This window comes from Providencia sp., assembly GCF_003533305.1.
Taxonomy (GTDB): domain Bacteria; phylum Pseudomonadota; class Gammaproteobacteria; order Enterobacterales; family Enterobacteriaceae; genus Providencia.
Window position 1 is genome coordinate 60,806 of record NZ_DOEH01000001.1, and the last position, 13,905, is coordinate 74,710.

15 protein-coding genes are annotated in these 13,905 nt (G+C 36.9%); 10 read left to right on the top strand and 5 right to left on the bottom strand.

Features of this window, described 5'->3' with window-relative positions; translation table 11 throughout:
- Positions 1-119: 119 nt before the first annotated feature.
- On the bottom strand, positions 120-1,790 hold the full coding sequence (locus tag DD649_RS00235; RefSeq protein ID WP_294101164.1) for a DUF2813 domain-containing protein: 1,671 nt from the start codon (positions 1,788-1,790) through the stop codon (positions 120-122).
- Positions 1,791-2,112: 322 nt separating this feature from the next.
- Here DD649_RS00235 and DD649_RS00240 point away from each other — a divergent pair, with 322 nt between their 5' ends.
- The 8 genes from DD649_RS00240 (at position 2,113) to DD649_RS20025 (ending at position 9,314) form a co-directional block, all read left to right on the top strand.
- On the top strand, positions 2,113-3,012 hold the full coding sequence (locus tag DD649_RS00240; protein ID WP_294101173.1) for a lysine exporter LysO family protein: 900 nt from the start codon (positions 2,113-2,115) through the stop codon (positions 3,010-3,012).
- A gap of 51 nt (positions 3,013-3,063) precedes the next feature.
- Entirely contained in the window at positions 3,064-4,545 is a 1,482-nt protein-coding gene (locus DD649_RS00245; RefSeq protein WP_294101174.1) for a DUF2867 domain-containing protein, read from the top strand.
- A gap of 98 nt (positions 4,546-4,643) precedes the next feature.
- Positions 4,644-5,372, top strand: coding sequence for an arginine ABC transporter ATP-binding protein ArtP (artP, locus tag DD649_RS00250; RefSeq protein ID WP_294101175.1), 729 nt, complete (start codon positions 4,644-4,646; stop codon positions 5,370-5,372).
- An 18-nt stretch (positions 5,373-5,390) separates the two neighbouring features.
- Entirely contained in the window at positions 5,391-6,134 is a 744-nt protein-coding gene (gene artJ / locus DD649_RS00255; protein ID WP_294101177.1) for an arginine ABC transporter substrate-binding protein, read from the top strand.
- Between the two features lie 13 nt (positions 6,135-6,147).
- The gene (gene artQ / locus DD649_RS00260) at positions 6,148-6,888 is read left to right on the top strand and encodes an arginine ABC transporter permease ArtQ (protein ID WP_336428523.1); all 741 of its coding nucleotides are present in this window, start codon (positions 6,148-6,150) and stop codon (positions 6,886-6,888) included.
- Positions 6,885-7,553, top strand: a complete 669-nt coding sequence (gene artM, locus DD649_RS00265) for an arginine ABC transporter permease ArtM (RefSeq protein WP_294101182.1) — start codon at positions 6,885-6,887, stop codon at positions 7,551-7,553. The genes artQ and artM overlap by 4 nt, the downstream gene beginning before the upstream one ends.
- Before the next feature lie 187 nt (positions 7,554-7,740).
- Positions 7,741-8,943: a hypothetical protein gene (locus DD649_RS00270; RefSeq protein WP_294101184.1), complete on the top strand. Its 1,203-nt coding sequence runs from the start codon at positions 7,741-7,743 to the stop codon at positions 8,941-8,943.
- Positions 8,944-9,074: 131 nt separating this feature from the next.
- Positions 9,075-9,314 carry a hypothetical protein gene (locus DD649_RS20025; protein ID WP_336428527.1) on the top strand — a complete coding sequence of 80 codons (240 nt, stop codon included), beginning with the start codon at positions 9,075-9,077 and terminating at the stop codon, positions 9,312-9,314.
- A 35-nt stretch (positions 9,315-9,349) separates the two neighbouring features.
- Here DD649_RS20025 and rlmC read toward each other — a convergent pair whose 3' ends face one another.
- The 3 genes from rlmC to DD649_RS00285 all read right to left on the bottom strand — a co-directional run bounded on the left by rlmC (position 9,350) and on the right by DD649_RS00285 (position 11,592).
- Positions 9,350-10,480, bottom strand: coding sequence for a 23S rRNA (uracil(747)-C(5))-methyltransferase RlmC (gene rlmC / locus DD649_RS00275; RefSeq protein ID WP_294101187.1), 1,131 nt, complete (start codon positions 10,478-10,480; stop codon positions 9,350-9,352).
- 135 nt (positions 10,481-10,615) lie between these two features.
- Positions 10,616-11,131 (bottom strand): YbjN domain-containing protein, encoded by a 516-nt coding sequence (locus DD649_RS00280; RefSeq protein WP_294101189.1) that lies wholly within the window; start codon positions 11,129-11,131, stop codon positions 10,616-10,618.
- Between the two features lie 131 nt (positions 11,132-11,262).
- Complete coding sequence (locus DD649_RS00285) at positions 11,263-11,592, bottom strand: YbjC family protein (protein ID WP_294101199.1); 330 nt, start codon at positions 11,590-11,592, stop codon at positions 11,263-11,265.
- A 177-nt stretch (positions 11,593-11,769) separates the two neighbouring features.
- On the opposite strand from DD649_RS00285, the gene DD649_RS00290 reads away from it, so the two are divergent.
- Complete coding sequence (locus DD649_RS00290; protein WP_294101202.1) at positions 11,770-12,033, top strand: GrxA family glutaredoxin; 264 nt, start codon at positions 11,770-11,772, stop codon at positions 12,031-12,033.
- Between the two features lie 274 nt (positions 12,034-12,307).
- Here the strand turns inward: DD649_RS00290 and DD649_RS00295 are convergent, their stop codons facing one another.
- Entirely contained in the window at positions 12,308-12,727 is a 420-nt protein-coding gene (locus DD649_RS00295; RefSeq protein WP_294101205.1) for a secondary thiamine-phosphate synthase enzyme YjbQ, read from the bottom strand.
- Positions 12,728-12,927: 200 nt separating this feature from the next.
- Between DD649_RS00295 and ybjG the strand changes: the two genes are divergently transcribed.
- A complete protein-coding gene (ybjG, locus tag DD649_RS00300) occupies positions 12,928-13,536 on the top strand; it encodes an undecaprenyl-diphosphate phosphatase (protein WP_294101324.1) in 609 nt (202 codons plus the stop codon).
- Positions 13,537-13,905: the final 369 nt, after the last annotated feature.

Here is a 13,905-nt window from a genome sequence, read left to right on the forward strand (position 1 = left end):
ACATGTAAGCGACAAGCGAAGCTATCCCGATGAGCATACACAAGTATGTGATTCGGGTAGCTGAACGCACGTCAACAACCATGTGGCTTGAAGTATGAAGAGTATATGAAGAGCATAAGCTAATAAGCTTTACCCCGTGCCAACCAAGCCACCCTAGAAAACATACTTTTTAGCTGTAATGGAATCGAATCTGGTCCCAATTCTGCTGAGCGATTTACTGTTGCTAATGCCATATCTGGTTTTGATGTGCGAGATATCGCTTTGATAATCACACGCCGAGGTGAGACTTTGGCATTTTCAGGGATTTCAGCTATCTCATGATAAAGGCTTTTAAACCCTTCACGATATAGGAAATGTTCCATATCGGGTGCCTGTAGCATCGTCAGTCGGTCTCTGTCGGGATCATTCATTTGACTTGCATAGTGCATCGCTGTTGCTGCATATTTTCGACCTGCTTCATCACCGTCCGTGAGTACATGCCACTCAATTCCCATTTTATTTGCAAATTTTAATAATGGCTTCAAACCACTTTGTGCAAAAGCAATCACTTTGATACCTTCTGTTTCAAAATAGTAGTTACATTGCCTTGCAAATTCACTCATCAACCAAATTTCGGTTTCACCTTCAACTAATAACCAACAACGGGCAAAAAGTGATGATGGACGATTGAAACGAACGTGAAATGATATTTTACGCAGATCTTCCGGACTCAAATCGTTTTCACTTAAACGATAAGCCGAGACTTTATTGGAATTACGTACCAGACGACAAAGATTCTCAACGGGAACTTGAGATAAAAGCTCACCTGAATTGGTTGTTGTTATTCTTTGTAGTGAAAACAGATTTAATAAGCCCCAAGCAATTGACAGCATAATCGGGTGTAATCGTGTTTCCGGATCTTCGATAATAATTAAAGGACGCGCGTACTTATCGAGTACGATATTTCCTTTTGCCTGTAATAACGAAGAAAACATCCCGAGTATTATCAATCGAATATTACGTTGGTTTGGTTTAGCAACGAGGCGGTTAATATTATCTAGCGCTTTCCAACCGCGCTTACGAGGTTCAATATTAATAAGTGTGTTATCAGGTTTAAACATGTGGGTGCTTTGACCTGAAAAATAATGACTCAGTAATTGTTGCATCGCATCAATACCATCACTGAGATCTTCATCACTCAAACGCTCAGGGTTATCCACCAGTGCGTGGGTTAACTCTTTTATTTGGTTGTTAACCACATCGCGTACTTCTTTTTGCCCTGTAACAATCGTTTCTGGATTCAAACTAGGTAAAAAACGTGCATCTCGTAAGCGGATCACCGGATATAAACGCACAATCTCTTTAATGTATTTGCCAACATTATCTAATGATAATTTATTGCCACCTGAATTTAGAAAACTACGCTCAATCGTGACGCTATTGTCATCTTTTAATTCAGCGCTAACACGGAAAAATATATGTTTTAAACCATCGCTATTATCAACCCAAACAGATGATAAATTTTTAAATCTAAAGGATTGGTGACGGCCTTGGTGTCTTTCACAAAATTTGAGTACAATTTGGAATGAGCGAAAACGCGTATCGTTTTCATCATTGCCCGTAGGTTGATGAAAATCATGTTGATTAAATTGATAATCTTTATGTTCAGGGGAAAGCAGAATATCAAGTGCATCAAGCAAACTTGATTTACCCCACGAGTTTTCACCAATAAGCACAGTATTGTTATTCAATACTAAAGAGAGTCGATTAATCCCTCTAAATCCATATATCTCTACTCGCTCCAGATACATATCCCTCTCCTTGCTATTTTAGTCTTCAATACAGCGTACTCATTAACCTTATCTATTACTATAAGCACACACACAAAATAAAAAATCTTCACAACACTATAGCGAACTAAGTTGAGCATATTTTTGTAGTGTTATAAAATGGTTAAACTTTATTTTTTAGTGTTTTTGTCCTATTTTATGTTAGCAAGCGGATAAAAAAACGTTTATAACAAAAAAATGCTTTAGCACCATACGTTAAATTATATCCGTCATTAAAGACTTGTGATCAATAGCATTGAAGCCACAACCCCTTGTTAATAGGATAGATTATAAGGACGCAACCATGTACTCAGGATTACTCATTATTCTTCTACCGTTAACACTCGGTTACTTTATTTCTATTAAAAATAAAAAAATACTTCATGTTGTTCATCGTTCTCTTAACTCGATGGTGTATGTAATTTTATTTTTAATGGGAATTACCCTCGCGTTACTTGAAAACTTAAGCGTTCATCTGATATCTATCTTACTTTATGCCATTACATTTTTTGGCTGTATTTTTTCACTTAATCTTATTGCTTTGTTGATACTAGATAAACTCGACCCATGGAAAATACCGCAACACAAACAAGAAAAACCACCATCTCGTCTCAAGATGGTACTGGAATCCTTACAATTATGTGTTGTGTTACTGGTTGGTTTTTTAGTCGGTTTAACTGGTTTTAAATTTCTACATTACGCCGATAAAGGGAGCCAAATAGCCCTTATGCTCCTATTGTTACTTGTGGGTATTCAATTGCGTAATAGTGGTATGAGTATTAAACAAATTTTAATCAATCGTCGTGGCACAACTATCGCTCTCGTGATGGGTGTCAGCGCACTTGCTGGTGGTGTCATTGCAGCATTAATACTGGGAATTCCGATTAAAATGGGGCTCGCACTAGCTTCTGGTTTTGGTTGGTATTCATTAACGGGCATTGTACTGACGGATGCATACGGCCCAGTAATGGGAAGTGCGGCATTTTTTAATGACCTTGCTCGAGAACTCGCTGCAATTATGCTTATTCCACTGATTATTAACCGTTATCGGTCCACTGCCCTTGGTATTTGTGGGTCAACTTCGATGGATTTCACTCTGCCTGTATTACAGCGCAGTGGCGGTGTTTCAATCGTGCCTGCCGCTATCGTTCATGGCTTCGTTCTCAGTCTTATTACGCCAATTCTTATGGCATTCTTTACATAAGTAGAATTTCAGTCACAATAGCCGTTAATTTATATGAAACAGGAAATTAACATGGTTAACCAACAACGTGTTTTAGTGTTAGGCGCTAGCGGCTATATTGGGCAAAACCTTATCCCTAAATTGATTAATGAAGGGCATGAAGTGACTGCGGCTGCTAGGCGCATTGACTGGATGCTATCTCAAGGATGGCAAGATGCGCGTTGTGTCTATGTTGATTTACATGATCCTGAAACCCTTAAAGATGTGATGAATGAAATAGACATAGTCTACTTTCTTGTTCATAGCATGGCAGACCAAGCAAACCTGATTGAACGTGAACGCACCGCGGCACGTAATGTTCAGCAAGCACTCGATAGCTCAAATGTTAAGCAGGTTATTTACCTCAGTGCATTGCAACATGGACACAGCTATTCTCCTCATCTTATTGCCAGAAAACTGACTGGTGATATCCTAAGAGAAAGCAAAGTTCCAGTAACCGAAATTCGTACCTCTATTATTGTTGGCTCCGGCTCAGCGGCTTTCGAAATTATGCGGGATATGGTGTACAACCTAGCCATTTTGACACCACCACGCTGGGTGCGTTCCAAGTCATCCCCTATCGCACTCGAAAACATTCTTCATTACTTAACTCAAATCGCTAAAATTGAGCCAACAGACAACAAAATTTATGACGCAGCTGGTCCTGAGTACATTAGCTATCAAGAGCTCTTTAAACGTTTTATCAAGGTCAGTGGTAAACGCCGTTTGTTGATCCCGCTTCCTATCCCTGTCAGCATGATCTCAGTGCATTTCATTAGCCTGATTACGTCGGTACCTCCTTCTATTGCGAAAGAACTTATTCAAGGACTACAGCACGATCTTCCCGCTGATGACAAAGCCTTGCGTGAACTCATCCCACAAAATTTAGTTTCTTTTGATGATGCGGTGAGAACCACATTAGCCGAAGAAGCAGCCGCGATTGATAACGCAGATTGGGGTTACGATCCTGAAGTTAAAAAACGCTGGCGTCCGGGCTATGGTTTTTATCCAAAACAAGCCGGAGCAACACTCGGCACAACAGCAACACCTGAATCTTTATGGCATGTCATACAACAAATTGGTGGAAAAGAAGGTTATTTTTACGCTAATGGACTGTGGAAGACCCGTGCGATTATGGATGACATGATGCTGAATAAAGTCAAATATGGCCGTCCTGACCGTGAAAACTTACAATTAGGTGATGAAGTTGATGGTTGGCGAGTGATCCACCTCGAGCCAAATAAGCAGTTAAGTCTCTTATTTGGTATGAAAGCCCCCGGATTAGGTCGTCTAACTTTTACAATTCATGATAGCGGAAGTCGACGCTCTATTGATGTCAGAGCATGGTGGCACCCTGCTGGATTCTGTGGCCTATTATATTGGTTTGCCATGATGCCAGCCCATTTATTTATTTTTAAAGGAATGGCTCAACGTATTAGTGAACTTGCCTACGAACGGGACAAACAACTTGCAGCGCAGCAACAAATAGAGAATTTAACCGCAAAGCAAGACTAATTTCAGCGTAAAAATTAAATTTTTATGCATAAAATATTGCATAAATATGCTTACAGGATTAATATCTCAACTAGTTTAAAAGGATATTATTGGTAAGCATGAGCATTCAATTAAAAAACATAAACTGTTTCTATGGTTCACATCAGGCACTCTTTGATATTAATCTTGAGTGCTCAGCAGGTGAAACCATGGTATTACTCGGACCCAGTGGCGCTGGTAAAAGCTCCTTGCTGCGCGTATTGAATTTATTAGAAATGCCACGTTCAGGTAACTTGAACATTGTGGGGCAACATTTCGACTTTACATCCGCGCCAGATGCAAAAGCTATCCGCGAACTACGTCAAAATGTCGGCATGGTTTTTCAGCAATACAACCTGTGGCCGCACCTAAGCGTAATGGATAACCTAATTGAAGCGCCATGTCGTGTATTGAAACTATCCAAACAAGAAGCACAAGCTAAAGCAAATAAATTGCTAGAGCGCCTACGTTTGACCCAATTTTCTGAGCGATTCCCACTTCATTTATCGGGCGGTCAACAACAACGTGTTGCGATTGCTAGAGCCTTGATGATGGAACCTCAAGTATTATTGTTTGATGAACCAACTGCGGCGCTTGACCCAGAAATTACAGCGCAAGTTGTTGATATTATACGTGAATTATCTGCAACAGGTATTACACAGGTTATCGTCACTCATGAAGTGGAGATTGCCCGTAAAACCGCTAGCCGTGTGGTGTATATGGAAAACGGCCATATCGTTGAACAAGGGGATGCAAGCCATTTTACGGCGCCTCAAACTCAAGCATTTGCAAACTATCTGTCTCACTAATAGATTTAGGATTAAGCGATGAAAAAAATTATATTAGCTGCGCTGCTAGGCGCTGTAACCCTATCTGCAACTGCTGCGGAAAAAGAAACTATCCGCTTTGCAACTGAAGCAACTTATGCACCTTTTGAAATGTTTAATGACAAAAATCAAATCGTTGGCTTTGATGTTGACCTTGCAAATGCCGTATGTGCAAAAATGAATGCCAACTGTACCTTCACACACCAAGCTTTTGATAGTTTGATCCCAAGCTTGAAATTCCGTCGTTTTGAAGCGTTAATGGCAGGTATCGATATTACACCAGAGCGTCAACAACAAGTTGATTTTACTGATACTTACTACCCGAACTCTGCGGAATTTATTGCCGTAAAAGAAAAGATCTCAACCGTTGATCAGCTTAAAGATAAGAAAATTGGTGTACAAAATGGGACTACCCATCAAAAATACATCATGGAACAACACAAAGGCATGACAACCGTTCCTTATGATAACTACCAATCCGCAGTTTCTGACCTGCAAAATGGTCGTATTGATGCTGTATTTGGTGATACTGCTGTTGCTGATGAATGGCTTAAAACAAAAGGCAATGAAAACTTAGCGGCTGTGGGCGATAAAGTGACAGATCCACAATACTTTGGTATTGGCTTAGGTATTGCCGTCCGTAAGGGCAACAAAGAGCTACTAGACAAAATGAATAAGGCATTAGCAGAAGTGAAAGCTGATGGCACTTATGACGTTATTTATAAAAAATGGTTTGAGCAATAATCGATAATTATTAATGAGCAACTTTCTATTTTTAACAAGCGCCGCCGGAATAACCGTCGGCCTTGCTGTTTCTGCCTTGGTACTTGGATTAATCCTAGCTATGCTATTTACTGCATGGGAATCTGTACGATTTAAGCCTGTTGCATTTTTAGGCACTTGTACAGTCACATTGATCCGTGGTTTACCTGAATTATTAGTCGTGCTATTTGTGTATTTCGGTACCTTACAACTAATCAACCTATTAGGCGATGGCATCGCGATTAACCTCGGCTTTTGGCAAACAACTCTGCAAGTTGATCCCAGTATTTTCTTTGCTGATAGTGGTAACTTCGACTATACCCCATTTGCTTGTGGCGTTATTGCTCTAGCCTTGCTATATGCGTCATATGCTTCACAAACGCTAAGGGGGGCTTTAAAAGCAGTTCCTTATGGTCAATGGGAAGCGGGGCTTGCACTTGGTCTCAATAAACGCACCATATTTTTCCGCTTTATTATGCCGCAAATGTGGCGTCATGCCCTTCCGGGGCTTGGTAACCAATGGCTTGTATTGCTTAAAGATACCGCTTTAGTTTCACTGATTAGTGTTAACGATTTAATGTTACAAACCAAAACTATCGTTAATCGTACCAATGAACCTTTTACTTGGTATGCGATTGTTGGGCTTATTTATCTTGCAATTACTATTGTTAGCCAGTTAGTCCTAAAACGTATTGAACTGCGCACAACTCGTTTTGAGCGGAGTGAATCGAAATGATAGATTTGATTATTAAAATTCTACCGGGATTGCCGACGAGTTTATCACTAACATTTAGTGCGCTATTTGTCGCATTTTTATTGGCAATACTGTTCACATTAATTTTATCCCTTAAAACACCCGTTGTTTCCCAAGCTGTTAAAGTGTATATCACCTTATTTACGGGAACACCGTTACTGGTTCAATTCTTCTTAATTTATAATGGCCCAAGCCAATTTAAATCTTTGCAGAATTACCCAATGTTATGGGACTTTATTTCAACCCCTTGGGTTTGTGCGATGGTTGCACTTGCCTTAAACAGTGCAGCTTATTCCACATTACTGTTTCATGGTGCGGTTAAAGCTATCCCTTCAGGACAATGGCAATCTTGCCAAGCTCTAGGGATGAGTAAACTGCAAACAATGCGTATTATCCTACCTTATGCATTTAAGCGTTCGCTATCATCCTATTCAAATGAAGTGGTACTGATATTCAAGAGCACGTCATTAGCCAGTACGATCACCATGCTTGATATCATGGGCTACAGTAGCCAAGTATTTGGTCAAACGTGGGATGTCACCGCTTTTGTTGCCGCTGGTATTATTTATCTGGTGGTGAATGCACTCTTAACTATTGTAATGCGTATTATTGAACGCAAAGCCCTCGCCTTTGAACAGCGCAATTAGCCGCTAACATAGTATATTAAATTAACAGAAAGCTTGGTGTAAAAACTGAGCTTTTTTATTTTATATAACTTTAACTCTAAATTAAATTAATAATTTTCATTTTGAATGACTTCATTGTTTTTTGAAAGATTACTTATTGATTATAAGTAACATTAGATAATTATTATATATCCCGAGAATAATTATTATGAATAATATATTAAAGTACAATATACCTTTTCGTCAGGCCCCTGTTATTAATTATATCGCAAAGGAAATTCCGCATCGGTTTTCACATAAAATCACAAATATAGCCAATATAAGTATCATAACCCGTGGCATTTGCCATGGATTATCAAATGCTTTTATTATGTATGAAAACAATAACAAGGGTAAAGATTATATCAATGAAATAAATGGTTCTTTTAATTGCATAAATAGTATAAATGAAAATAAAAACACTTTTAGAAAATACTATCTAGATTCTATAAAATTATTTAGTAACGCTAATTTTGACCAGTTAATATCAACAAGTATAAATAATCAAAGTGATTATGATAAATCTTACTATTTCAACGAAATGTATGAAGATGTGAATAAATTTAATTTACCTATAAGAACTAAAAATCAATCTAATTTTGATTTCATCAAAAAAATAATAACAGAAAACAAAATAAAAGATACTTATAATAACCCTATTCATTTAATTGATGAAAGTGAAGTAATCGATTATATTTATTTTTTCTTCGACAGTGTGACTAACCCTAAATCTACTAAATATGGTGAATATATTGAATCATCAAGAAGTTCACAATTCAATCACTTACCTGAAATTAGAGTCGAAAATGAAATTCAAAATAAAATAAAAAAAAATGAAATACTAACAAATGATGAAATAAAATGTTTTTTAAAAATAGCTTATCAAGCTATCGCTCAATACATTGATTTGAAAATGGCATCTAAGAAACTAAATGCTGGACTGATAAATGATGATACTAAACCAATTAATCATAAAAATAATAATTCTTATACTGGTGAGTGTATATCCATATCAAAAATAAAAGAAAACATAGAAAGAAAGATAAGTAACAATAAAAAATACTATTGTTTATTTGAAGTTAAAGAACACTGCATGGCAATATCTGTAAATTTTGATAAATATAATAAGCCAATATATAATTTCTTTGAACCTAATGAAGGAATTATCACTACTAATGATGAGGGAAAATTTATTAAGATTCTTGAGAGAGTTTTAAATAACTTTAATAAGGAAGGTAAGGCTTATAAAAATGACCTAGATGAGCCAGTCGTATATGTACAAGAAATAGAATCAAAATCAGGAAGTAATAATCGAATAACACCTTCAAAAGTAAACCTTAAAGATGTTCAACATCACATAAAAAAACATTAATCAAAGATAAAGCAAAATTAGATTTATCAGAAAATTATAAACTACAATTAACCCGCCATGACCTAGAAAAAAACATAATTAAAGGTGTAATTTATGGATTCAATCACAATATAAAAATCACGTCTAAAGACATGAATATTGATAGAATGGTAACAATAATCAATAAAAATATAGCTAAAATTAATGTTAAAACTAACGCACTATTAATTAATAGCAATTATGAATTAGAAAAAAATACTTTTAGCAAAAAAGTAATAAAATTAAAAAATATTTTAAAGAAAAGTTATAATAAAAACCCAGCCGATAGCTTTATTCATACAACAAAAAACACAGTGACTAAAATTAGAATTCCGCTAGAAACTGCCATATGATTTTTTATTAATAGCCAATAGTCTTTAGATATTGGTTAATTTGTTTTTTTTAATAACGTCAGCACTTCATAATGTGCCGTGTGTGGAAACATATCAAATAATTGTACTTTACATACCTGATAGCCCGTAAGATGTTCGAGATCTTGAGCCATCGTTTGTGGATTGCAGCTTGAATAAAGAATATATTCAGGCTGCATATGGGATAGATAATCACATAACGCTTTACCAATCCCTCGCCTTGGGGGATTAACTAAAACTAATTGTGGGATATCTTGACGATTCGTCGCAAAATTAGTCGAATCAAGCGCCTGAAATTCAACATGTTGTAAACCTAATTCAGCAGCTGATTGGCGCGCACAAGCAATGGCTGGCGCACTAATTTCAATCCCTGTTAATTTAGTTTCTTTGTCTGCACAATGCAGACCAAAACCGCCCACACCACAAAATAGATCCCATAAGCTGGTAATTTTTAATTCCCTAACCCACTCTCTTGCCGTTTGATAAAGCTTTGCAGCAACAACAGGATTGGTTTGGAAAAAACTTTGTGGGCGAATAAACAATGGAACTTGATTGAATTCTTCACGTAGAACATGTTGTTCGGTGAGCATAATTTCTTGCTCACCTTCCAGTATCGCCATATGAACAGGTTGAACATTAACGGTGATCACCGATAATTCAGGGAGTTGTTCCTGCAACCAAGGCAACGCATTTTTAAGTTGGGCTAATTTTTTTTCTGACCGCAAAACAAAACGCAACATAAATTGACCCGTATGCCAACTTTGCGTAAGAAGAAGATATTTTAATTCTCCACGCTTACGCTCAATATTATAGGGCGTCAAACCCGCACGAAGAATAAAAGACGTGAGCAATGAAAAAATAGCCGTGAATTCTTTCGGATACAAAGGGCAGTCAATTAAACTTACCGCTTTACCTTCTCGATTAACAATACCTAAAATTGGTTTTTCAACGCTACCACTCACCACCATTTTAGCTTTATTACGAAATCGTTCTTGTAAGCCTACAACTGGAGGTAGAAAAATAGATGGCCCGAGGTACGGCAGTAAATTCTGCAGATTATCTTGTTTTTGGGCAATTTGTTGTTCCGGCGATAACTCGAGCCATTGGCATGAACGACATTCTCTTGCCATGTATTTTTCACAGTACATATTTTTCACAATGTATAATATTAATGGCAAATTATTTGTAGGTGCAAAAATTTACAAGGTTTAGTTTTCAGCAAAATGGCAGCATTATAAACAAGCGGTCATAAACAAGCCGTATCAAAAATAACACAATCACACTTAGTGAATAATAACCGAAGGTTTATCGTCAAGATCAGGTTCTAAGCTTTCATTTTCCCCATTATCTTCTTCTTCAAATTCATCATGATTTGAATACAACAGATTATTGCTGAAAATTTCAAAGACAATCGCAGCAATTTGATCTTCCGCTTGTTGTAAGAAATGACAAAATTGACGGTAAGTCATACCAGGCTCAAGAGAAAATGATTGGCTAACAACTAATTTTGGTAGGTTTTCGTTGTTAATTTCAAGAAAAACTTTAGCAGTCAGCGAACTTGCGTTAATTTGGCTAATATTAGCCACTAACGTGATGATAGCAGTAGGTTTTAATTCCGCTAAAGCTGATAAAATAAGAACATTATTTAAAATATCTAGCTTCGCATCAAATATACCTTCGATATTTTGCATGTGCGGTAAATGTAACGCAGAACACGAATCACACTCAAAATAAGACGTTTTGAGCTCGTCTAGCCATGCACGAAGCTGTGAGATGTCTGGGTAACAAATAGAATCCATGGGAAATAACCTTCTTCAACTCAAAGTAAAAACTGATGTAATATTTATCTGCTAACTATGATACCGCAAGTGCCAACAGAAAAGCGGATAATTTTCACACATCCCCCCTTTAAACGCTAGCAAAACGAGCACTACTTACCGTTTTCATCCTTTTTTTCATCATTTATCATTGTATTTTTCAAATGAGTCTTTGAAGATGACTGATTATCAATGCCAAGAAAGCTTAATCCATGCACAGCGCGCCAAATTATATTAATCATTGCCGGAATTAAACAACCAACACCAACCATAATCAAAGTCACAATAGCCCCTTGTTGCATCATCGGCTCAGGCAAAGTGATATAATCATTGGTCACCAATAAAACAATAATTAACAAAATAATCCCCACAGCCTCTAGCACAATAACGGGTTTTGGCATGTCAGCTAACGAGCGCATCATATTTTGGGGCTTCTTACTCATTTCCCCTCCTTTTTAGACTTTACAGGGCGTTATTTTCAGTAATCCTCAGTTTACTCTTGAATTATATGTAATCCCTATCGGTATGAAAGGAAAATTCGACTTTTATTTCTTAACTGATGTAGGCATAGTATTAGCCGTTACGATTAAAATCTGAGTCCAAAATACAAAGGAGATATTATGTACACTGTCATTTTTGGTCGCCCTGGCTGCCCATATTGTGTTCGTGCGAAAGAACTGGCTGAAAAACTCAAAAATGAGCGCGAAGATTTTGATTACCGCTATGTGGATATTCAAGCTGAAGGTATTTCTAAAGAAGACTTGTCTAAAAGCGTCGGTAAACCAGTAGAAACCGTTCCTCAAATTTTCATCGATGAAACACCTATCGGTGGCTACACAGATTTCGAAGCTTATGCAAAAGAACATCTCGATCTGTACAAATAATTATCACGACTAATCGCTTAATTTTCTACCCAACAAAAAAAGTCATACTCGCTATTTGATAGCTACGGTGACTTTTTTTGTTCTTTTTGTGCTATTTATCCTATTTCAATAACTAATTTCATTTTTATTTCACTTTGGTGAGAACTTTCCTTTTTAGATGGAGTCCTAATTTATGCCACTGCTTTTCTTTAATGTCCCCATATTGACGAGCCCGATAGCCAACTCTATGTTTAATGCTATCGGGTTTTTTATTTCTATTAATAAATTTCCCCTTCTACTCTCCTTGCAACGTAACTATTAGCCTTCGTTTCCCCCCAAAATTACGATGTTCACACAAGTATATTCCTTGCCAAGTTCCCATGTTTAACTGGCCTTGAGTAATCGGAATTGTCAAACTAGCCCCTAACAGACTACTTTTTAAGTGAGCAGGCATATCATCGCTGCCTTCATAGTCGTGTTTGTAATAAGGTTCATTTTCAGGCACCGCTTGATTAAAAAAACACTCAAAATCTTGCCTAACGGTATGATCTGCATTTTCATTAATGGTTAACGATGCGGATGTGTGCTGAATAAAAATATGGAGAAGTCCAATGTTGACCGATTTGAGCTCAGATAACTGAGCTAGAATTTCATCGGTTATCAAATGAAATCCTCTTTCTTTTGCACTTAATTGTATTGATTTTTGCCACCACACAGGCTTTTCCTTGTAAATTGAGAATATTGAATAAATATTAATTGAGTAGATCCTGAACAAAACATCAATGTATTGCCATTAATTGCTAATATTAGGATAAAGGTGCTTTACCTAGCATGTCAGAATCTTTAATCTTTCGCACCTATACTGTACATCACACCAATGTCTTACTATCTATTTATAGCCCGAGGTACTGAACCGTGCTAGAACAAATAAATCTGGATCTTTTTAATCTGATCAATGCCACACCAGAGGCAGCAAGCGGCACGATTGCCATCGCTACGGTTATCGCTAAACGCTTAATCCTCATATTCCCACTCTTTACTGCCGCCTGCTGGTTTTGGGGTGCCCAACAAAATATGACTCGCCAGCGGGCTTTTGCTTGTAAAGCCGCTTTTGCTATCGTCATTGGCTTGGTAGTTTCTTGGATTGCCGGCTTTATCGCTCCCCATGATCGTCCATTTGTCATGGGATTTGGCACTAACTTCTTAGCTCATGACTCAACCCCTTCTTTTCCGAGTAATCACGGTACCATTGTGTTTACTTTCGCTTTAGCCTTCTTATTTTGGCTAAGAACATGGGTCGGACTCGTCATGCTTATTCCTGCAATCGTAATTGCGTGGGCAAGGATCTACTTAGGTGTTCACTGGCCACTTGATATGGTTGGCGCGTTTATTCTAGCTATTATTGCTTGCGGATTAGCTCAAATTGTTTGGTCAATTGGCGGTTATAAAATCCAAGCACCACTGACAAATCTCTACCGTCTAATATTTAGCACATTAATACGTAAAGGTTGGTTCCAACCTTAATGATTAAATTGAAGGTACTGGTAGGTATCTGTTACCAGTACTTTCAATGTTTTTAATATTGCGCTAAATCAAACTTTTCTTTTCTTTTTATTCTTCATCTGAAAAAAAATCAATTCATTAAATAAATTATTGAAACATTTTATTAACAAATATTTTGTTACTCTTTTTAATTATTTTTTTCGACGCGAAGAAAGTCATCTTTATTGTTATCCCAAGACGAGTAAATAATTAACATATACTAATGACAGCATAATGTACTGAACTAATTAATCACTCACTAAATCATTATTTAAACACTATTATTTTACTTTTAAATCAATATGTTAAATTTAATTTAAAATTAAATTTAATCGCTTTTGGTAAGTAAAA